This window comes from Novosphingobium sp. Chol11 (assembly GCF_945870625.1).
Lineage (GTDB): Bacteria > Pseudomonadota > Alphaproteobacteria > Sphingomonadales > Sphingomonadaceae > Novosphingobium.
The window spans coordinates 13,138-32,969 of the sequence record NZ_CAMBTS010000026.1; the positions used below are offsets into that span (position 1 = coordinate 13,138).

14 protein-coding genes and 1 pseudogene are annotated in these 19,832 nt (G+C 62.9%); 7 read left to right on the plus strand and 8 right to left on the minus strand.

The features are described 5' to 3' along the window. Positions 1-172: 172 nt before the first annotated feature. Complete coding sequence (locus tag Q0O40_RS06620) at positions 173-1,108, plus strand: L,D-transpeptidase family protein (protein ID WP_295527753.1); 936 nt, start codon at positions 173-175, stop codon at positions 1,106-1,108. Here Q0O40_RS06620 and Q0O40_RS06625 read toward each other — a convergent pair. Beyond that, positions 1,105-1,989, minus strand: a complete 885-nt coding sequence (locus tag Q0O40_RS06625) for a homocysteine S-methyltransferase family protein (RefSeq protein WP_295527755.1) — start codon at positions 1,987-1,989, stop codon at positions 1,105-1,107. The two genes, Q0O40_RS06620 and Q0O40_RS06625, sit on opposite strands and share 4 nt — an antisense overlap. A 2-nt stretch (positions 1,990-1,991) precedes the next feature. Further along, on the minus strand, positions 1,992-3,752 hold the full coding sequence (gene ggt / locus Q0O40_RS06630) for a gamma-glutamyltransferase (protein WP_295527757.1): 1,761 nt from the start codon (positions 3,750-3,752) through the stop codon (positions 1,992-1,994). A gap of 196 nt (positions 3,753-3,948) precedes the next feature. Here ggt and Q0O40_RS06635 point away from each other — a divergent pair, with 196 nt between their 5' ends. From Q0O40_RS06635 to Q0O40_RS06645, 3 genes are all read left to right on the plus strand, one after another. After that, positions 3,949-5,484: an amidohydrolase family protein gene (locus Q0O40_RS06635; protein ID WP_295527760.1), complete on the plus strand. Its 1,536-nt coding sequence runs from the start codon at positions 3,949-3,951 to the stop codon at positions 5,482-5,484. A gap of 11 nt (positions 5,485-5,495) precedes the next feature. Beyond that, positions 5,496-6,767, plus strand: coding sequence for an alanine racemase (gene alr / locus Q0O40_RS06640; protein ID WP_295527762.1), 1,272 nt, complete (start codon positions 5,496-5,498; stop codon positions 6,765-6,767). Between the two features lie 148 nt (positions 6,768-6,915). Next, positions 6,916-7,338, plus strand: a complete 423-nt coding sequence (locus Q0O40_RS06645) for a fasciclin domain-containing protein (protein WP_295527764.1) — start codon at positions 6,916-6,918, stop codon at positions 7,336-7,338. A gap of 51 nt (positions 7,339-7,389) precedes the next feature. Here the strand turns inward: Q0O40_RS06645 and Q0O40_RS06650 are convergent, their stop codons facing one another. Next, complete coding sequence (locus Q0O40_RS06650) at positions 7,390-9,579, minus strand: TonB-dependent receptor (protein ID WP_295527766.1); 2,190 nt, start codon at positions 9,577-9,579, stop codon at positions 7,390-7,392. Between the two features lie 207 nt (positions 9,580-9,786). Beyond that, positions 9,787-12,477, minus strand: coding sequence for a TonB-dependent siderophore receptor (locus tag Q0O40_RS06655; protein WP_295527769.1), 2,691 nt, complete (start codon positions 12,475-12,477; stop codon positions 9,787-9,789). A 629-nt stretch (positions 12,478-13,106) separates the two neighbouring features. Between Q0O40_RS06655 and Q0O40_RS06660 the strand changes: the two genes are divergently transcribed. Next, on the plus strand, positions 13,107-14,507 hold the full coding sequence (locus Q0O40_RS06660) for a PucC family protein (RefSeq protein ID WP_295527772.1): 1,401 nt from the start codon (positions 13,107-13,109) through the stop codon (positions 14,505-14,507). A 110-nt stretch (positions 14,508-14,617) separates the two neighbouring features. Here the strand turns inward: Q0O40_RS06660 and Q0O40_RS06665 are convergent, their stop codons facing one another. The 3 genes from Q0O40_RS06665 to Q0O40_RS06675 form a co-directional block, all read right to left on the minus strand. Next, complete coding sequence (locus Q0O40_RS06665) at positions 14,618-14,851, minus strand: light-harvesting protein (RefSeq protein ID WP_295527774.1); 234 nt, start codon at positions 14,849-14,851, stop codon at positions 14,618-14,620. Between the two features lie 13 nt (positions 14,852-14,864). Then, entirely contained in the window at positions 14,865-15,014 is a 150-nt protein-coding gene (locus Q0O40_RS06670) for a light-harvesting protein (protein WP_295527777.1), read from the minus strand. Between the two features lie 475 nt (positions 15,015-15,489). Continuing rightward, positions 15,490-17,493 carry an alkyl sulfatase dimerization domain-containing protein gene (locus Q0O40_RS06675; RefSeq protein WP_295527779.1) on the minus strand — a complete coding sequence of 668 codons (2,004 nt, stop codon included), beginning with the start codon at positions 17,491-17,493 and terminating at the stop codon, positions 15,490-15,492. A gap of 204 nt (positions 17,494-17,697) precedes the next feature. Between Q0O40_RS06675 and Q0O40_RS06680 the strand changes: the two genes are divergently transcribed. Then, positions 17,698-18,930 (plus strand): calcium-binding protein, encoded by a 1,233-nt coding sequence (locus tag Q0O40_RS06680; RefSeq protein WP_295527782.1) that lies wholly within the window; start codon positions 17,698-17,700, stop codon positions 18,928-18,930. Positions 18,931-18,999: 69 nt separating this feature from the next. Here the strand turns inward: Q0O40_RS06680 and Q0O40_RS06685 are convergent, their stop codons facing one another. After that, positions 19,000-19,455 (minus strand): peptidylprolyl isomerase, encoded by a 456-nt coding sequence (locus Q0O40_RS06685; RefSeq protein WP_295527784.1) that lies wholly within the window; start codon positions 19,453-19,455, stop codon positions 19,000-19,002. A 60-nt stretch (positions 19,456-19,515) separates the two neighbouring features. Here Q0O40_RS06685 and Q0O40_RS06690 point away from each other — a divergent pair. Then, positions 19,516-19,832 (plus strand): annotated as a pseudogene (locus Q0O40_RS06690) (hypothetical protein); the annotation flags it as partial.

A 19,832-nucleotide genomic window follows, 5' to 3' on the forward strand; every position in this document is an offset into this window, starting at 1 on the left:
TCAATTGCGGAACGGCGCTTGTCCGCAGCCAGTGCCATGGATGTGGGCAAGCGCCGAGCAGGCGGGCTCTGCGGCCTTGCGTCGCACACCAAATCGGCTGGCCTTGCGCGCCGATCCCGGCACGACAAAAAAAGAAGTGTCGAGTCCGTTAGCGATCCGTTAACCATGTCCCATGCTTCGCTCGTTCGGCACGATTCCGGTTTCGCTTGGCGCTTTGCTGGCGCTGTGCGGATGCGGCGTGCTGGCCCATGCCTCGCTGGCCGAAAAGCAAGCCCCCCAGGCGAGCGATCCGGCGCCTGTCCTTGCCTTTGCTGCGCCTGTCCCGCCCTCGGTTTGCGGTCCTGACCCCGTCAAGAGCCGGCCCGCTACGCCGCTCTCGCCAGGCGAGGCGCTGAACCGGGGTGTGCTGATCGTCGTCAGCATCCCGACACAGAAACTGTTCGTGTTCAAAGATGGCATCCCCTGGGGCTCGACCAGCGTTTCGACCGGCCGCGCCGGACATGGCACACCGGCCGGCGTGTTCCCGATTTTGCAGAAGCATGTGCGCCACCGCTCCAATCTCTATAACAACGCGTCGATGCCTTATATGCAGCGCCTCACCTGGAGCGGCGTGGCGCTCCATGCCGGGCACGTTACCGGCCGTCCGGCATCGCACGGCTGCATCCGCATGCCGTGGGGCTTTGCCCGCAACCTCTATGCCCTGACCCGCCCGGCATCGACTTCCGTGCTGATCGTGCGCAAGCCGCTGCAATATGCCGAAGAAGCGCGCTCCATCGTGACCGGCGTCCCTCGCCCGCAACAGGCCTACGCCCAGCAGACGCGCCCTGCGCCCGCACCGTTGACCGGCCTCGCCAATGACACGTCGGCCTCCGGCGGCCCGACGCAGACGATCCAGCTTGCCGCCACGCCCAGCCCGCAAGAGGCCGATGTGCTATGGCAAGAGCTTGAGCAGCGCGAACCCGAATTGCAGGACCTGAACCCGGTGATCATCCCGGCCACGGTCTGCGCCGCACGCGTTTACCGCCTGCGCGCCTCCGGGGCAGAAGCCCACGCGCTCTGCGGCCGGTTGCTGGCGCGGGGCGTGGCATGCATGCGGGTCTATAGCTAGCCGCGCAGCACCGCTATATGCTCGGGCCCGATCCCGCAGCAGCCACCCAAAATGCTCGCCCCGGCCTCTGCCCAGGCGTGGGCGAATGCGGCATAGCCAGCAGGGGTGAGGTCTGCGCGGATCGGGCAAAGCGCGGTGTTCGCTTCGGCCTCGGCGCTCATCGGCGGAAACGCATTGGCATAGACGCCAAGCCTCATCGCGCTTCCCTCCAGCATGCTGCGCGCTTCACGCAGCGCAGCCTCCATCACTTCGGGCTGGCTGCAATTGAACAGCAGCGCCTCTGCGCCCAGCCGCATGGCCAGCAGCGCCGCATCGCGCACCGGCTCGCCCGAGCGCAGTTGCGGCGGCGCATCGGCCACTTCATCCTGCAAGGTAAACGACAGCCAGAGCGGCTTTCCTGAAGGCGCGACCAGTTCGGCCACCAGTTCGGCTTCGGCAAGGGTCGAGAGCGTCTCTGCCTGCCAATGATCGATCGATGGCGCAAGACCGGCGATAAGGACGCCGAGCACCTGCCGCGCCCGCTCCAGATCGACCAGATCGGGGCGATAGGAGCCGCACACCGGCGGCAGCGAACCGGCCACGCGGACCGGGCGGCCAGCCCCATCCGCCGCATCGCGCGCCAGCTTCCCGGCCAGCGTGGCCAGCGCAAGACCGCTTTGCACAAACCGCTCCTCGCCGATATGAAATGGCACTACGGCATAAGTATTGGTGGTGATCACATCGGCCCCGGCTTCGATATAGGCCTGATGGACGCGGGTGACGAACTCCGGCCCCTCGATCAGCGCCAGTGCCGACCATTCGGGCTGGCGAAACGGCGCGCCGATACGCTGCAGTTCGCGGCCTGTGCCGCCATCGAGTATGAACATTGGGGATGCCTCCATGATTAGTATCCTTCCGCGTTGCCCATCGGCAGGCGCGGATCGATTGCGCCAAACAGCGCGGCGGGCGGGATGGGTACGCCTTCATCGTCCTCCGCCTCGCGCGGCAGGCCGGTGATCTTGGCCCCGCCGGTCACGATCGCGGCGATATGGTTGCCATGCCGCCGCTCGGTCAAAACATGACCCTTCGCCCTCAGCGCGGCGAGCGTTTCTGCCGAAAGCCCGAAGCGCTCGTAGTAGGTCACATCGGGCAGCCATTGCTGATGGAGGCGCGGCGCATCGATCGCTTCCTGCAGGTTCATCTTATAATCGATCAGGTTGATCAGCACCTGCACCACGCCAGTGGGGATGCGGCTGCCGCCCGGCGTGCCCAGCACCGCTGCCAGCTTGCCCTGATGCGTCACGATGGTGGGGGTCATCGAGGACAAGGGCCGCGCGCCGGGGCGGATGGTATTGTTCAGCCCTTCGACCAGTCCATAGATATTGGCTGCGCCCGGTTTGGCCGAAAAATCGTCCATCTCGTCATTGAGCAAAATGCCGGTACCCGGCACCGTGACCCGCGCGCCAAACCAGTCGTTGAGCGTATAAGTAACCGCGACGGCATTGCCGGCCTTGTCGACAATCGAATAATGCGTGGTGTTGGTGCCTTCGGGCGACGCGCCTACGCCGCCTAGCGAGAGCGACGGCGTGGCCTTGTCAGGATTGATGCCCGCGCGCAGTTGTGCAGTGTAGTCTGGCGAGATCAGCTTGCCGACATCGGTTTTGACGAAGTCGGGATCGCCCAGCGTCACGTTGCGATCATGATAGGCGCGCCGCAGCGCCTCGATCAGAGCGTGCGCGGCCGGGGCCGAATGAAAGCCCAACTCGCCCATCGGATAGCCCGAAAGGATCCCCAGCGTCTCGCAAATCACCGCCCCGCCGGAGCTCGGCGGCGGCGCTGAAATGATGCGATAGCCGCGGTAATCGCATTCGACCGGTGCCAGATCGCGCACTTTGTAAGCCGCGAAATCCTTGGCGGCGAAGATGCCGCCGCTCTTGCGGCTGGCATCGACCATCTTTGCCGTGATTGCGCCGCTATAGAACGCGGGCGCGCCGTCTTGCGCGATGCTTGCCAGCGCGCGGCCCAGATCGGCCTGCACCAGCCGTTCGCCCGGCTGCCAAGGCTTGCCCTGATGCAGGAAAATCGCGGCCGAGGCGGGGTCCTTGGCAAAATCCTCCGCGCCCGTTGCCAGCATTGCCGCATCGGCGCGATCGAGCACAAATCCGTCCGACGCCAATGACACCGCCGCCGCCATCAATTCGGCGCGCGGGCGCGTGCCCCATTTGGTGCGGGCCATTTCCAGCCCGGCCACCGTGCCCGGAATGCCCGCTGCCAGAAAACCGCGCGCGGAGAGCGCCGGAACCGGCTGCCCGGCTTTGTCCAGATACATATCGCGCTTGGCCGCGCCCGGTGCCGTCTCGCGGAAATCAAGAAAATGCGTGGTGCCATCGGCCAGCCGCAAGGTCATGAACCCGCCGCCGCCCAGATTGCCCGCTTCGGGAAAAGTGACCGCCAGCGCATAGCCTACCGCCACCGCGGCATCGATCGCATTGCCGCCCTCGCGCAGCACTTTCAGCCCCGCCTCGGTCGCCAGATGATGCGCCGAAACGACCATCCCGTTCTCCCCCGCCACCGGCACGCGCGAGGCAGCAGCCGCAGTTGCCGGTGCCAGCGCGGTGGAGGCCATCAAGGCAAAAGCGGCGTGAACGCGCAAACCGAGCAACATGGGCAAAACCCCCTTGTGATGAGTAGGCCCCCGCTAGCACGCCGATGCCTCCAAGGCGAAGGGGGCAATTGCTTTTGCACATGCTGCGCAACCACGCAGTTGACAATCGCGGCGGCGTGACGCGTTCTGACGCGGGGCGTTTCAATGCGCACAGCGACAGGCAAAGGGGCCTGAGAACCGGCAGGAGCAATCGGGTATGCGGCGGCCATCAATGCAGCGCACGGGCGCTTTTCTTCTTGCATTCACCACCGCGGCCTTCACCCCCGCCATCAGCTTAGCATCGACGCTGATCACCGGGGCGACGGTCTATGACGGAACGGGCGCCGCCCCGCGCAAAGTGGCGGTCCGGGTCGATGGGGACCGCATCCTTGCCGTCGGCGCGCTGAAACGCCGCAAGGGCGAAGCAGAGATCAAGGCCAAAGGCCTCGCGCTCGCACCGGGTTTCATCGATGCCCACAGCCATCATGATCGCGGCGATTATGCCGATCGCACCATGCCGCCGCTGCTGGCGCAGGGCGTCACCACCATTGTCATCGGGCAGGACGGCGAGAGCGATGGCCCATTTGCGCAAGTCGCCGCCAAGTTTGCGGCACGCCCGGCGGCCATCAATGTCGCCTCTTACACAGGCCACGGTTTCCTGCGCGACACGGTGATGGGCAATGATTTCAAGCGCACCGCCACCCCGGCCGAGGTGAAGGCGATGCAGGCGCTGCTCGCCGCCGATATAAAGGCGGGATCGCTGGGTCTGGCCACCGGGCTGGAATATGATCCGGGAATCTACTCCGACCATGGCGAGCTGCTGGATCTGGCGCAAACCACGGCGACCGGCGGCGGCCGCTACATCAGCCATATGCGCAGCGAGGATAATCGCATCGACGCCGCGCTGGATGAGCTGCTCGATCTAGGCGAGAAGACCGGCGTTCCAGTGCAGATTTCGCATCTCAAGCTGGCCATGGTGGACCGCTGGGGCGAGGCCAAGAAAGTGCTCGCCAAGCTCGAAGCCGCGCGCTCTGCGGGTATCAAGGTAACAGCGGACGTTTACCCTTACGACTACTGGCAATCGACGCTCACCGTCCTGTTTCCCAAGCGCGACTTTACCGATATCGCCGCCGCGCGCTATGCGCTCACGAAATTGACCACCCCGGCGGGCATGCGCCTGGGCTATTATGCGCCCAACCCCGATTTTGTCGGCAAGGCCATCGCGGATATCGCAGCAGAGCGGAAGGAAGAACCGGCGGCCACATATCTCTGGCTGATCCAGACCGCCGAGGCATGGCGCGCCGCCCATCCCGGCCAATCGGTCGAAACGGTCATGGGCACATCCATGGCGCCCGGCGACATCGCCGATTTCATCAGCTGGAAACATACCAGCATCTGTTCTGATGGGGCAATCGGATCGCGTCACCCGCGCGGCTATGGCGCGTTTCCCAAAGTGCTGCGGGTTTATGTGCGCGAGCAGCGCCGGCTCACGCTGGCAGAAGCGGTGCGCAAGATGACCTCGCTCGCCGCAGACAATGCCGGACTCACAGAACGCGGGCGGATACGCCCCGGCCAAAAGGCTGATCTGGTGCTGTTCGATCCTGCCCGGATCACCGATACGGCCACCGTCGAAAACCCCAATAGCTTGGCGCAAGGCGTCAATAAAGTGATGGTGAATGGCGCGCTGGTGTGGGACCAGGGCAAGCCGACCGGCGCCACGCCCGGCCAGTTCCTGAAGCGCGGCAACCTCTAATGCCGCCCAGAATGCGCCGGCGCGATGTGCTCGCTGGCGGCGCTCTGCTGGCGGGCTGGGGCATTGCCGGCGCGCGCGCCGCGCCGATGCTCTCGGCCGGCAATTTTGGATTGACCGCAGCCAAAGCCGCGCGCCGCAATGGCTGGATCGAAGTGGACGCCGCTGCCTTCGAGGCGAACATGGCGGCGCTGCGCGGCATGATGGGCCCGGCCCGGCTCTGCGCGGTGATGAAAGCGGATGCTTATGGAAACGGCATCGCGCTGCTCATCCCCTCTATCATCAAGCTCGGCATCCGCGATGTGGCGATCACCTCGAACGACGAAGCGCAGGTGGCACGCGCGCTCGGCTACCGCGGCCGGCTGCTGCGCATCCGCACTGCCACGCCCGATGAAATGGAAGACGCGCTGCCTTTCGCGCTTGAAGAGCTGATTGGCAATCCCGATGCAGCGGCGCGGCTCGCCCAGATGGCGGCACGGCGCGGGCGGCCGACGAAGGTGCATCTGGCGCTCAACGCCGGGGGGATGAGCCGCAACGGGGTGGAGCTATCCACCCCCTATGGACAAGCCGACGCCCGCGCGATGCTCGCCATGAAGGCGCTGCGCATTGTCGGCGTGATGACCCATTATCCAAGCGAAGAATCGGCCGATATCCTCGGCCAGCTTGCCCAGTTCAACGCCGATGTCGCATGGCTGAGCGGACAAGGCCTCGATCCCACAGGCATCACGCGCCATACCGCCAACACGTTTGCCGCGCTTTCGCAGCCAGCCACGCGGCTCGATATGGTGCGCATCGGCGGCGCGATCTATGGCGATCCCGGCTCGTTCAAGACCAGCGCTTTTGCGCTGGTGCCCGCGATCAAGGCGCGGGTGGCCGCCGTGAACCACTACCCGGCCGGTCAAACAGTCAATTATGACCGCACTTTCCGGCTGGCGCGCGAAAGCTGGCTGGCTAATATCCCGATCGGCTATTCCGACGGCATCCGGCGCGGTTTCAGCCACGCCAACCGCCCTGAATTTCCCGCTGAAACCAAAAACGACAGCGCTGTGCTGATCGGCGGCCAGCGCTTCCCCATCGTTGGCCGCGTCACGATGAACACGTTGATGGCCGACGTGACCGGCTCGCAGGGCAAAGTCGGCTTGGGTGATGAAGTCGTGCTGCTGGGCGTGCAGGGTTCGCAGCGCATCACACAGGCCGATTTCGAAGCCGGTAGCAGCGCCTATGCGCCCGAAATGCTGACAATGCTCGGCGCGACGATGCCCAAGGTGCTACGACCAGCGCGCTAAAATCAGGCCTTTCGGGCAGACTGGCCCGTTTTGCGCGTCAACCCGTCCCGCCCCTTCGGGCCATGTCATTGCCGCTTCATAGGGACGCCCCATTTGCGGGTGACGGCATCCACATTCCTGGGTGCCGGAACCCCGATAGGAAAATTCCATGAGCACGACGCATGACATCGTCGATACCGCCGTTGCGGCTGGTTCGTTCGGCACGCTTGTTGCTGCTGTAACTGCCGCCGGCCTTGTCGACACCCTGAAGAGCGAAGGTCCGTTCACCGTGTTCGCGCCTTCCGACGAAGCCTTTGCCAAGCTGCCAGCCGGCACCGTGGAAGATCTGGTAAAGCCTGAGAACAAAGACAAGCTGACCGCGATCCTGACGCTTCATGTCATGGCCGGCAAAGTGATGGCCGGCGATGTTGTCGGTCACAAGCTGACCCCGGCGTCTGTCAACGGCGAAGCGCTGCATGTTGATGGCACCGACGGCGTGACCGTGAACGGCGCGCATGTCGTGACCGCCGACATCGAATGCACCAATGGCGTGATCCACGTCATCGACACCGTGCTTCTGCCCACCGGCTGAGCCCGATGATACAGCGCGGGGCAGCTGCCAAAGGCTTCCCCGCGCTGCATTTTAAAACTGTGCCTTCACTCCCACCAGCCAACGACGCGGAGCGCCCGGCGTCAGACTGCGCGGGTTTGACGCTCCCGGCGCTTCGGCCAACTCCACTTCCTCCGTTTCGCTAAACGTGCCGAACGTGGCAAAGCGGCGGTCGAAAAAGTTGTTCACTTCGGCAAACAGGCTGACTTTGCCAACCAGCCGCACGCTGCCGCGCAAATTGACCACGGCAAAGCCCGGCACTTGCGCCTCGCGATTGATCTCGTCGCCATGCAGATATTGCCCTGATTGCGCCTGCACATCGCCGCCCAGCGTGAACCGGTCCGTCTCGTAATCCACCGAGAACACGCCCCGATGGCGCGGAATCGAAGGAATGCGGTTGCCCGGCATGACAGTGATCTTGCCATCGGCAGCCGCCGACGGGTTGTCCGGGCTATTGAGTACCAGCACCGAACGATACGTCGCATCGGTGAACGCATAGCCTGCGCGCAGGCTCAGCGGCCCGCGTCCCATGCTGGCCGAAAGCTCGATACCCTGCCGCCGCGTCGCGCCCATATTCTGGAAAAACGCCCGCCCGCGCGTTGTTGACGCGATGAACTGGATGTCGTTGCGGCTGTTGGTGCGATAGGCGGAAACCTGCCATTGCACAGCCCAGGGCCCCGCGATCCGCCCCGAAGCGCCCGCCTCCCAGCTTTGCGCCACGACTTGTTCCAGCGGCGGATCGCCGACGAAAAAGTTGGTCAGGCTGCACGGCGCATCTTCATCGGCGCACGATAGCTCCGCCGGGGTCGGCGCGCGGTTGGTCTCTGCATAGCCTGCGCGCAACGTCAACGCGGGCGTCATCCGGTAATCGAGTTCGAACCCGGGGTTCAGCCGGCGAAAGAGATGATCGCCGTTCAATCTGGTGCCGATCTGGTCGATCAACTTCACCCGCGCCTCGTTCCAGCGCAGCCCGATCTCGGCGGTCAGATTGGGGCCAAGCGGCAGGCTCTCGGCCACAAACAGACCGGTGTATTGCGTGGTCGTGCGCAGGCCGACCGGCGCGACGGCGCCATCCGGCTGCACGATCACCTGCCCCAGCCCGGTCACGCTGCGCTCCGGCGTCAGCACGCCCAGCTCGGTGCTCGCGGCAAAGCGCGTCCGGCTGCGATCGAGCGAGAACCCGACGATCAGCTCATTCTCGCCGCCCAGCAGCGGGCGCTTGTCAACGAACTGAATCAGCGCGCCATTGCTGCTGGTCACTGTTCGGCTGCGGTTGAGCACGCCGTAGCCCTCGCCGCCCAGCGTATCGGAGATCACCGTGCCCTGCTCGTCGCGGACAGGGTTTTCATCGCCGTTCGCCGTGTTGCCAAGGCACAGGAACCCTTCGATATCCTCGCATTCCTCGATATCGGCGGCATCGCCGTTCAGCGTCCGCTGCTGCAGCCACTGGCCATAAAGGCTCGCCTCAAGGCGGCTATGCTCGCCAATCGCAACCCACGGATGCAAACTGACCCGGTGAAAGCGATTGATCGTCTGGTCCGGGAAAGTGAACACTGCGCGGAAATCCGCCGCCAGCAATTCAACCGGGGAAGTGCCATTGCCGGTAAGGTCGCTGTCCGCGCCGCTAAATTTGATATGCAGCCCCGCCCGCGCGCCGTCCCAGCCCAGATCGGCAAATCCGGTGGTGAGCTTTGACGGCGAAAAACGCCGCCAGCCGTCCTCGCGCCGGGTTTGCAGCGCCACATATCCGCTATAATCTCCGCGCGACCAGCCCGCCTCGCCGCCGCCCTCGCGGCGGCCATAATCGCCGAGTGCGCCATAGATATTGACGCCCGGCGCACTTTTGCCGGTCTTGGTCGCCAGCACCACCGCGCCGCCCAGCGCGTTTAGCCCATAAACCGGGCTGGCGTCCTTGATCGTGATGCTCTCGATCGCGCTATCGGGCAGAAGGTCGAAGTTCACCGTGTCGCCAAATGGCTGATTGAACCGCACTCCATCGACATACACCGCCAGCCCTTGCGCATTGCCTTGCAGGGGCGAGGCGGAAAAGCCGCGATAAATCAGGTTCGGCTGATAAGGATTGCCTTGCGCGTTCGAGAGCGAAACCCCCGCCACTTCGCGAGACGCGCTGCCCAGCAAACTGGGTGCGCCCGCGCGGCCCAGCGCGCGGCGATCAATCTTGATGGCATCATCGGCGTCTGCATCATCGCCGGGAGCGGTCACGATGATGACGGGGTTTGCGTCCTGTGCCTGCGCCAATTGGGGGGCAAACAACGCAAGCGTGCAAACCATTAGCGACAACGTTTCGCGAAACATCCAGTTCCTCATCCTAACGTATGGCGCGCCTGTTCCTCGCGCCGTTTGCACAAACAAAAGGGTGGGAAAGCCGATGCTTTCCCGCCCCGATGTTTAGCGAGCCTTAGCCTGGGATCAATAGACCACCCGAGCCCGGACATACCAGAAGCCGCCGTTGAACCCGAAGGGTCCACCGCTACGCGGATAGATCTGGCCGTCGCCGGTGGCGTTGGTCAACGCGAAGAGCGGGTTGGTCGTGCTCGGCGCAATCCGGTCAGGACGGGTGTTGAACAGGTTGTTCGCGCCCAGCGTCAGCGTGTACTTTTCGTTGTAGGTGTAGCTGATGTCGAAATCAGCGGTCACCTTGGCGCCGAACGTTTGGTCAACGAGCGGTGTGTTGGTCGGATAGTCAGACGCGGTCCACGAACCGAAGTAGTTGGCGCGGGCATTGATCGTGAAATCATTGATCAGATAGTTGGCCGAACCAACGATGCGGTGCTTGGGCGCAAAGTTTGATATGTCCCGGCGGCGCTCGTCCGAGATCGTGCCCGGATTGGCGCGGGTCACGTCGCTGCGGTTGTAGTTATACGCCAATGTCAGGTTGAGCTTTCCGGTGCCCAGTTCGGTCCGGTAGTTGCCAACCACGTCGACACCCTTGGTGTTGGTGTCAAAGCCATTGGTGAAGTACTGAACGTCGCCGCCCTCGCCGACTGCCGAAAGTGCTGGCAGGGCAGCAAGGTCATCTGCGGTAACGGTAAACACCCGCGAGATGCCAATGCGATTGCGCACCTTGATGATGTAGCCATCGACCGTCAGGGTCAGCGCGCTGTTCGGATTGAACACGAAACCGGCACCGAAGTTGGTCGAACGCTCTGGGCCAAGCTGACGTGCGCCGAAGTACTGCGAGATCGGGCTGTTAACACGGTACGTACCCGTCTGAACCTGCTCACCGGTGCCTGCACGGAACGCCGTGGTCAGGATTTCGGTGTTGACCTGGCCCGGCGAAGGGGCGTGGAAGCCGGTGCCGAAGGTGCCGCGAACCGAGAACTGATCAACGATCTTGTAGATCGCATTGACCTTGCCAACGAACACGCCGCCAAAGGTGTTGTAGCGCTCATAACGTCCCGTCGCGCCGAAGGTCAGCTTGTCGGTAACGTCTGCTTCTGCACCGAGATACAAGGCGAAGTTGGTCTGCTTCAGCGAAGAAGGTGCGCTGTTGCCGCCGTATCCGCTTGCTGCAGGCAGAAAGCTGTTCGTTTCAGGGGCTCCATTGACGACCGAGCGCGTAAACACGCCTGGAGCCGTCTGAACATACAGCGGCTGTGAAGCATACGGACCAGCCGCATAGGACTGCACATCGCCTTGTGTCGTTTCATACTTTTCACGGCGATATTCGGCGCCAGCCGAGAAGGTGATCGGGCTGGCGAGACCTGCCTCAAGCGCATACGTCAGGTCGAGATTGACGTTGAGCTCCGACTGGATGAGCTTGCCGAACTTGAAGCTGGTCTGGGTGTCCGGACCGAACGACGCGTTGAACGAGTTGGTCATCGAAAGGTCGAGCGTATTGCGGGCCAACGTTCCCGAAATGTCATACGTGAAGTTGGTGCCCGAAGTTCCTTTGAACCCGATGGTCCCAGTTGCTTCATTGTTCTGGCCCAGAAAGCGCGGCGTGAAACCGGCCGGATAGAGCGTGGAGAAGTTGAAGACGTTGCCATCCTTGACGAAACCGCCGGTTGGGCAAGTTGCATTGCCCGCCGGGCATGGTGTCAAGTACACCGGAGTACGGAACGCACCGTTGCTGTTGGGGCGCGAGGTTGCTGGCGTACCGGTGCCGTCATTGATCTCGAGCGCAAAAGGAGTCCGCTGCGAGAGCCGATAGTTGAAGCTCTGGTTGCCGTTGCTCTGGGCAATGTTGCCGAAGAAGTAGACCTTGCTTTCCGGGGTCACTTCGTAAGCAGAGTTAAGCACCAGCTTGTAGCCTTCGCTCGGCGAATTGCCCCAGATCTGTACCGGCCCGGGGAAGTTCGGCAGCTGCGAGGCAAGCGCCGGGTTCTGCTGCGCAAATACAAGCGCAGATGCGCGGGTTGCACCGCGGCTGGTCTGGCGGTCGTTGATGAATTCGCCCGAGAAGTTGACGAAGCCCCTGTCGCCAAGCTTGAAGCCGACGTTGCCGGCGAGCTGGATGCTCTGGCCGTCGCCTTCGTAGAACTGGCCATAGCGAGCCTGCAGCTCGACCCCGGCGTTGTCGCGCAGGCCGTAGTTCAGCACGCCGCCGATGGCGTCCGAACCATATTGCGCGGTTGCGCCTTCACGCAGAACCTGGAGGCTCTTGATCGCGATGGCGGGGATCGACGAAATGTCGGCACCCTGCGAGCCGAAGCCCAGCGCGGTGTCGCTGCCGTTGTAAACCTGAACCAGCGCCGAGCGGTTCAAACGCTTGCCGTTCAGCTGGACAAGGATGTTGTCGGCCGGAAGGCCGCGCAGCGAAGGCGAACGCACGAATGTAGAAGCGTCCGAGATCGAGTTCTGGCCGACATAGAACGACGGGATCAGGTTGCGAACCACATCGAGCAGGTTCGACGCAGGCTGCGTGTTGAGCTCGGCTGCGCCGATCACATCGATCGGCGATGCGGAGTCGACCACCGAGCGGTCGGTGCGGCGTGTGCCGAGGACCACGATCGCAGCGGTTGCCGCGTCATCGTTGGGTTCGGCGGCTGCTTGCGGGGCGGCTTGTGCGAAGGCAGAAGGCGCGCAAACCAAAGCGGCTCCGGCGACCGACGCCATGATGGCAGCGTTCAGCACACGCCGATTGTTCGAAATTTTCATTGATAGAAACCCTTTCCCATACGCTCGTTGTGAAGCTGCATAGCATGTCTCGACGCTGGCAGATTTTCCCTCGGCCCGCCTACGTCGTTTGGCTGTCGGCCATTTCGGCCAAAATCGCATAGTTGTACACCCCGCCCAAAACGATTGCCGAAAACCTGTGGCAAAATTGCCGCGATGCACAAGTCCGAGCAATGCTGGCAGCAGCCGAAATCAGATCAAGTATCTATAATATCAATACTTTATGAGATTTTTCCGCAACGTGAGTCGTTGCTACCGGTGAGTATTTGAGCCACACTTACAATCGGCGACTGCCCCTGAAAGACAGCAGACTGCTCGCGTTCCCCTTGGGGCAGCAAACATCCGGGCAATCGAGAAAGTGCTTGAGCGGGACGTGCCGGAGGCTGCGAGCTAGATGCACTTCGGCTTCGCGTTTGATCGGCTGAGCAGCAATGGCGGCGATCAGGCTCAGCCATATTTTCTTGGCCTATTCAACAGGCTGAGACAAGCAGCCAGGGTCGTTTCTCGCCAATTCGGCGCGGATTGCAGATCGGGGCGGCCTTGGCTAGTCGTACTAAGGGGAAGGCCGAGATATCGCCGGTATCGAAGGCTACATTGGGGTTTGTCTGACCATGAAGCGCTTCGACAGAAGGCTAATGGGCGTCTGGTCGCGCTGGGGCATGAAAGTGCTCCCCTTTGCCGATGTCGCCAGCGATGAGCTCCCGCTTTCCCGGCTGCTGAGGCTTTCGCTCATCCAGTTTTCGGTCGGCATTTCGCTCACTTTGCTCGTGGGCACGCTCAACCGGGTGATGATCGTGGAACTGCAGGTTCCCTCCACGATCGTTGGCTTCATGTTGGCTCTGCCCTTGCTGTTCGCGCCATTTCGCGCGCTGATCGGCTTTCGTTCGGATACGCATCAATCAGCGATAGGCTGGCGGCGTGTTCCTTTCATCTACCGGGGCACCATGCTGCAATTTGGCGGGCTTGCGGTCATGCCCTTTGCGCTGCTGGTGCTCGCCAAGTCGCTGAACGCGGCGACCGCTCCTGCTTGGGTCGGCCAGGTCAGCGCTGCCATTGCCATCCTGCTGGTAGGGGCAGGTGTCCATATCACCCAGACGGTCGGCCTTGCTCTGGCCACGGATCTCACGGACGAAGACCAGCAGGCCAATGTGGTCGGGCTGATGTATGTCAGCCTGCTGCTCGGCTCGATCGTCGCCGCCCTCGCCTTTGGCGCGTTCCTTATCGACTTCACCCCCGGCCGCCTGATCCAGGTGATCCAGGGCTCTGCGGTCGTGACCATTTTCCTGAACATCGTCGCAACCTGGAAGCAGGAGGCGCTCCGCCCTTCCAGCGCGGCAGAACCGGCTGCGCCGCAAGCGACCTTCAAGGAAAGCTGGGACAAGTTCATCGTCCAGCACCGGGCGCTGCGCCGCCTGCTGGTCATCGGCTTTGGCACGCTGGCCTTCACCATGTCCGACGTCGTGCTCGAACCTTACGGCGGGCAGGTGTTGGGCCTCGGTGTCGGCGCGACGACCAAGCTGACCGCGATTTTCGCAGGCGGCAGCCTTGTCGGCTTCACGCTCGCTTCGCAGATTCTGAGCCGCGGCGGCGATCCGTTCCGCATGTCGACTTTCGGCGCGCTGCTCGGACTTCCCGCCTTTGCCATGGTGATTGCGGCCGCGCCGCTGCAGTCAGCGCCGTTGTTTTCGATCGGTGTGCTGCTGATCGGCTGCGGGGCCGGTCTGTTCAGCCACGGTACGCTGACCGCAACCATGCGCTATGCCCCTGCCGATCAGGTCGGCATGGCGCTAGGTGCGTGGGGCGCGGTGCAGGCCACTGCCGCCGGTATCGGCGCGGCGCTGGGCGGATTGCTGCGCGATATCGGCAGCGATCTAACGTTTTTTGCATCCCTGCCCAGAACCGCCAACGGCTACCTCGCGGTCTATCTGCTCGAAATGCTGCTGCTGGCGGCGACGCTGGCGATCATGGTGCCGATGCTGCGTCAGCAACTGGTCACAAGTGCGAAAAGGTAATCAGGCTCAAGAAAAAGGGCCCGTTCTTGCGGACCGGGCCCTCGTCTTCGGGCAATGAAATCTGATTGGCCAAGGGCAATTGCCCCATCCCCCTTGATCAAGCCTCCTGCTTATGGTGCAGGAGTTGCCTCTGCCGACGCGGCAGCGGACGCAGCAGCTTCCATCGCTGGAGCAGCAGGTGCCTTGGCAACTTCACCGGCAGCACCCTGCCAGAAAGCGGCAAACCAAGTGGTGTTGGTGAGGATCGCAAAATGCACCGTCAGCGAGGTGAGCACCAGCACCAGGAACATGAACGGAAGAGCCACCTTCGGGCTCACATAGAGAAATAAACGACCTTCATTCATGACTCAGGCCCCCTTATTGCAGCCAAGGTGTAAGAATAAACGCAAGAATATGCGCCATGACAGCAATCGCACCATAAATGCGCGTGCCCCATTTGAGGCCCTCATTGACCTCGATCGCTTGTTTTTCTGTCAACCCCGATGGGTAGACCATGTCGTCTGTCATTCCGATCCCCTTTCCAAGATGTTACAGCTTAAACACTCCGGAACTCCCTCCCGGAGTGGTTTGCCAAGCAAGCATCATGAGAAGCTCACCGGGCTAGCGCACGAAAACTGTATTCAGCGCTGCCGGGAACGTCGGACCTCCAAACGTCGGACTTCCAAACAAGCCAGATTTCGGGCGATGCTGTTATCAGTAAGACAATGAAGTATGTCAATTGATTTTAACGATCTCAAGTGTCAACTAAATTGGACACTTGGGGTAGCCAAGAAAGCCCGGGTAATTCTTGCATCCCCGCAATACCGCTCAAGACTTTGGCGGCGCTCGTCTGATAGCTATTCGCAGTTGCAGCAATGCGCTCGCGCAAAACGCCAGCCAATGATCCAGACACTTGGCACAGACACCGCGCTCGCGCGCTTATGAAGCCCGCCGGACTACGCCCGGGGGGTGAAGCCCAGTTCCGGACGGACCCCACGATGGCTCAAGGTTCGGCGATATTGAACGCGCCCGGCATCGGATCAAGCGCTGCGAACCATGCTTCAAAGGCGGTACGATCCCCTTCGACCTTAAGCCCGGCGGCCTCGAGGCTTGTCAGCGGCAGTTTCAGGAACAACAGTCCCAACAGCAAGCGGCGCGGCGCCGTCACCGTCGCGAGCGGGTTTGCCGCCGCCGTCATCCGCGCCAGCATGGTGGTTCCGGTCAATTCGATGGCGGCGGTCTCGCCGCGTTCGGGCATCACCAGATTGATCGCCATCCGCCGCCCGGCCAGCTTCGCCGGATCGATCCGGGTCGCCGCCGAATCGAGCAGCAGCTGCGTTGGCACTGCCGCGATCATGTCCTGGCTTTGCGTAGTCGGCGCAGCCCCATTGCGACCGTGGCGCAGTTCGCTTGCCGCCACGAGGAACTGGTTGCGCCAGATCGCGCTTTCGGCCTGATAGCCTTGCTGCTCATAGCTGTCGGCCAGCGCGCGACGCGCCGTTTGATTGGTGGGGTCGGCAAAAACGGCGGCGCTCAGCAGCTCTGACGACCAGCGGTAATCGCCTGCCTTCATGGCCGTTTTCGCCTGCGCCAGTACCTTGGCCGTCCCGCCGATCGCTGCGACCAGACGCTTGGCGCGCTGGGTTGCCGGCCAAGGATCGAGATTGGCAGGAACCGCATCGTACCAGCCGAGATAGAACTGATAGACCGCCTTCGAATTGTGGCTGTAGGTGCCGTAATAGCCGTGGTTGAACCAATCGGCGGCCAGCGCCGAAGGCTGGACCAGTTGGTCGGCGATTTCTGCCGGGCTTTCGCCCCGGTTCATCAGCCGCACCGTCTGGTCATGCAGCGCGCGATAGTTGTCGCGCTGGCTGGCCAGCATCCGGCTCACTTCGGCCTGCCCGAAACGCGGCCAGCAGTGGCTGGAAATCTCCACTTCGCTGCGCGCGCCGTAGAGCCGCAGTGCCTCATCGAGAAACCCTGCCCACGCGCGCGTGTCGCGCACTTTTGCGCCGCGCGGGGTCAGAATATTGTGCAGCGAGCAGGTGCTCATTTCCGCCGAGAGCAGCACTTTGCTGGCGGGGAGAAACAGGTTGAGTTCGCTCGGCGCTTCGCTGCCCGAAACGATCTGGAATTCCATGGTCACGCCATCGATCGTGCGCGTCTCGCCAGTGCGTTCGATGCTGTCGGTGGGAGCAATCAGCGTGATCGTCCCACCCGAAACTCCCAGCCCGATGCCGCTGCCCATCTGGCCTTGCGCGCCCGGAACCAGTCCGGTGCCGAACTGGTAATTGGAACGCCGCGACATCGCCGCTCCGGCCATCACGTTTTCGCTCGCGGCTTCCTCGATGAAATGAGCAGGCGCCACGATCTTCACCTTGCCTGCGGCAACATCGGCCTCGTCCACAACCCCGCGCACGCCGCCGAAATGATCCGCGTGGCTGTGGCTATAGATCACGGCGACCACCGGCCTGGCCCCTAGCCGCGCATTGACCAATGCCAGTGCGGCAGCGGCGGTCTCGCGGCTGGTCAGCGGGTCGACCAGAATCCAGCCCGTATCGCCCCGGATCACAGTCATGTTCGACACATCGAACCCGCGCACCTGCCAAACTCCGCCTGCCACCTCAAACAGGCCGTGGCGGCGCAGCAACACCACTTCGCGCCACAGCGACGGATTAACGCTGGCCGGAGCTGTGCCTTGCACCCAATCGTAAGCAGCCATATTCCAAACCGCCTTGCCGGCGGCATCGCGGATCACCGGGTCGGCAGCGCTGGCCAGAAACCCGCGGCCCGCAAATTCGGCATCCCGCCCGTCTTCGGGGGGGAGCGCCATTGCGGCCGCTTGGTGCACCGCAATCGTGGCAGCGGTGGCAGGCTTTGGCGCAAGTGCGGGATCAGCGTTCGCCGCCGCCGATTGCGCACTGGCGGGTTGCGCTGCGCAAAGCGCCCAGAAGGCCAGCGCGCCCAAGGCAACAGGAATTGCGCCGCAGCGCGACATGGCGGTCATTAAAAGCCTCTCCGGTTATCCTTATCCGCCAAGTTTGCCTGCCCGAACCCGCCTTGACAAGTGGAGCACTACAAGTGTCTCGAATTCGCTCGCTTGTGTGTTTTGTCTGTCATGTCGCGAGATTAAGCGTAGCTTGGATATGTGCGGAAAACTTTGGGCGCTGCGACTCGATGGCTCCGCGCCAACGTTGGATGGGATGTCCGTATGACCTCGACGATCTTGACGATGGATGCGCCCGCGTGGTGGACATCCGTAAGCCGCACCGGCAGCAAAATTGGGCCCGTATATTCCGAAGACGGGTTTGTCATCGCCGACCCGAACGGCGGCTTGCTGGTCGATCCCAGCGCGCGTTTCGCCATGCCCGATGGGCCTTATCTGGTGGCAGGAACGGCGCATATCGCCAAAGCGGATGGCCGCACCTTCGGCGCATCCTCGCTGCTGGTCGATCTGCAATACGCGGGCGGGTACATTGTCATCTCCGGCAGGACCGCATGGGGCAGCGAAGTCAGCCTGCTGGTTACCGCAGACAACCAGCCGTTCGTTTATCAGACGATCACGCTTCCGCCTGAATTCGCCTTTGGCCTGACCGGCCTCACGGTCAGATCATTTGGCGCCTCGGTCGCGATCGATACTGTCGTCCTCGAAACAGCGGCAGTCTGGTATGGCACGAATGGCGACAACAGCTTCACCGCCGCCGCCGGCAACGCCGAACTGTATGGCCGCGCGGGCCGCGACACGTTGACCGGGGCGGATGGCAACGATCTGCTTGACGGCGGCACTGGGGCCGACATGCTGGCCGGCGGGCGCGGCAACGATGTCTATTTCGTCGATAACTGGCAGGATGTCGTCACCGAACGCTTTGGCGAAGGCCATGATCTGATCGTCGCGTCGGTCTCGCAAAGCCTGTCCGCCAACGTTGAAAGCTTGCGCCTGACCGGCTCGTCCGCGCTGCGCGGCACCGGCAATTCCGACGCCAACATCCTCACCGGCAATGCTGGCGGCAACGTTCTTTCTGGCCTCGGCGGCAACGACACGCTGCTCGGCGGCGGCGGCGATGATGTGCTCAATGGCGGCGCGGGCAATGATCTGCTCGATGGCGAAGGCGGGCGCGATATCTTGACCGGCGCCACCGGGGCCGATGTTTTCCGCTTTACCGCCACCAATCTTGCCAATCTCGATATGGGCGAGATTGCAGATTTTTCTCGCAGCCAGCATGACAAGATCGCCCTCGTCGGGCTTAGCGCCGCTACCTTTATCGGCACCGCAGCGCTGACCGCCATCGACGAATACGGCCAGGGGGACTTCGGGCAGTTTCGCTACGTCGCGGTCTCGGGAGGAGTGCGGGTCGAAGGGGATGCCAATGGCGACGGCGTTGCCGATTGGTCGCTGTTCGTGCGCGGGGTCGGCAGTCTGGGTCTGGATGATTTCATCCTGTAGGCCCAGCAAAAGAGGGCGAGAGCATGGCCCCCGCCCTCTTTCTCATCCCTAGTATCTAGCTTGCGCCGATCAGGCTGCGACGATGGCCGCCTTGTGGATCACGCCGGGCTCGCGCGGCGGTTCGCCCTTGGGCAGCGCGTCGACATGTTCCATGCCGCTCTCGACCACGCCCCAAACGGTGTATTGCTTATCCAGAAAGCGCGCGTCTTCGAAGCAGATGAAGAACTGGCTGTTGGCCGAATTGGGCGCGCTGGTGCGGGCCATCGAGCAAACGCCGCGCACATGCGGCTCGGCATTGAATTCGGCCATCAGGTCGGGCTTGGACGAACCGCCCATGCCGGTGCCTTGCGGGCAGCCGCCCTGCGCCATGAAGCCGGGGATCACGCGGTGAAACTTGACCCCGTCGTAAAACCCTTCGCCGACCAGTTCCTTGATCCGCGCCACGTGCCCGGGTGCAAGATCGGAGCGCAGATTGATCACCACGTCGCCGCCATCGAGCGAAAGCACCAGTTTATCGTCAGCCATGTCGTCTAATTCCTCTCAGTTCAGCGCCGATATAAACGCCCCGGCGACAAAGTCGACTGCATGTGCGCCAGGACAGTTGCTTTTGATGCGGGCGCGCTTATCCCCGCGATGATGGAGCGCGATGACGAGCGGATGGATGAACCTTTCGCCGGCGGCGGCGGTGTCGGGATAGACACGCTGGCGCCGGACGATACGCAGCGCCAGCCCGGATCGCGCAATGCGCAAAGCCTTGACGACGAATACAACACCTTGCGCCCCGGCTTCATCCGCCGCGTCACCGAAGCGCTCGATGCCGAAGACCAGGAAACGGTCTACAATCTTGTCGAACCGCTGCATCCGGCCGACATCGCCGATCTGATCGAGCTGATCGGCGCGGA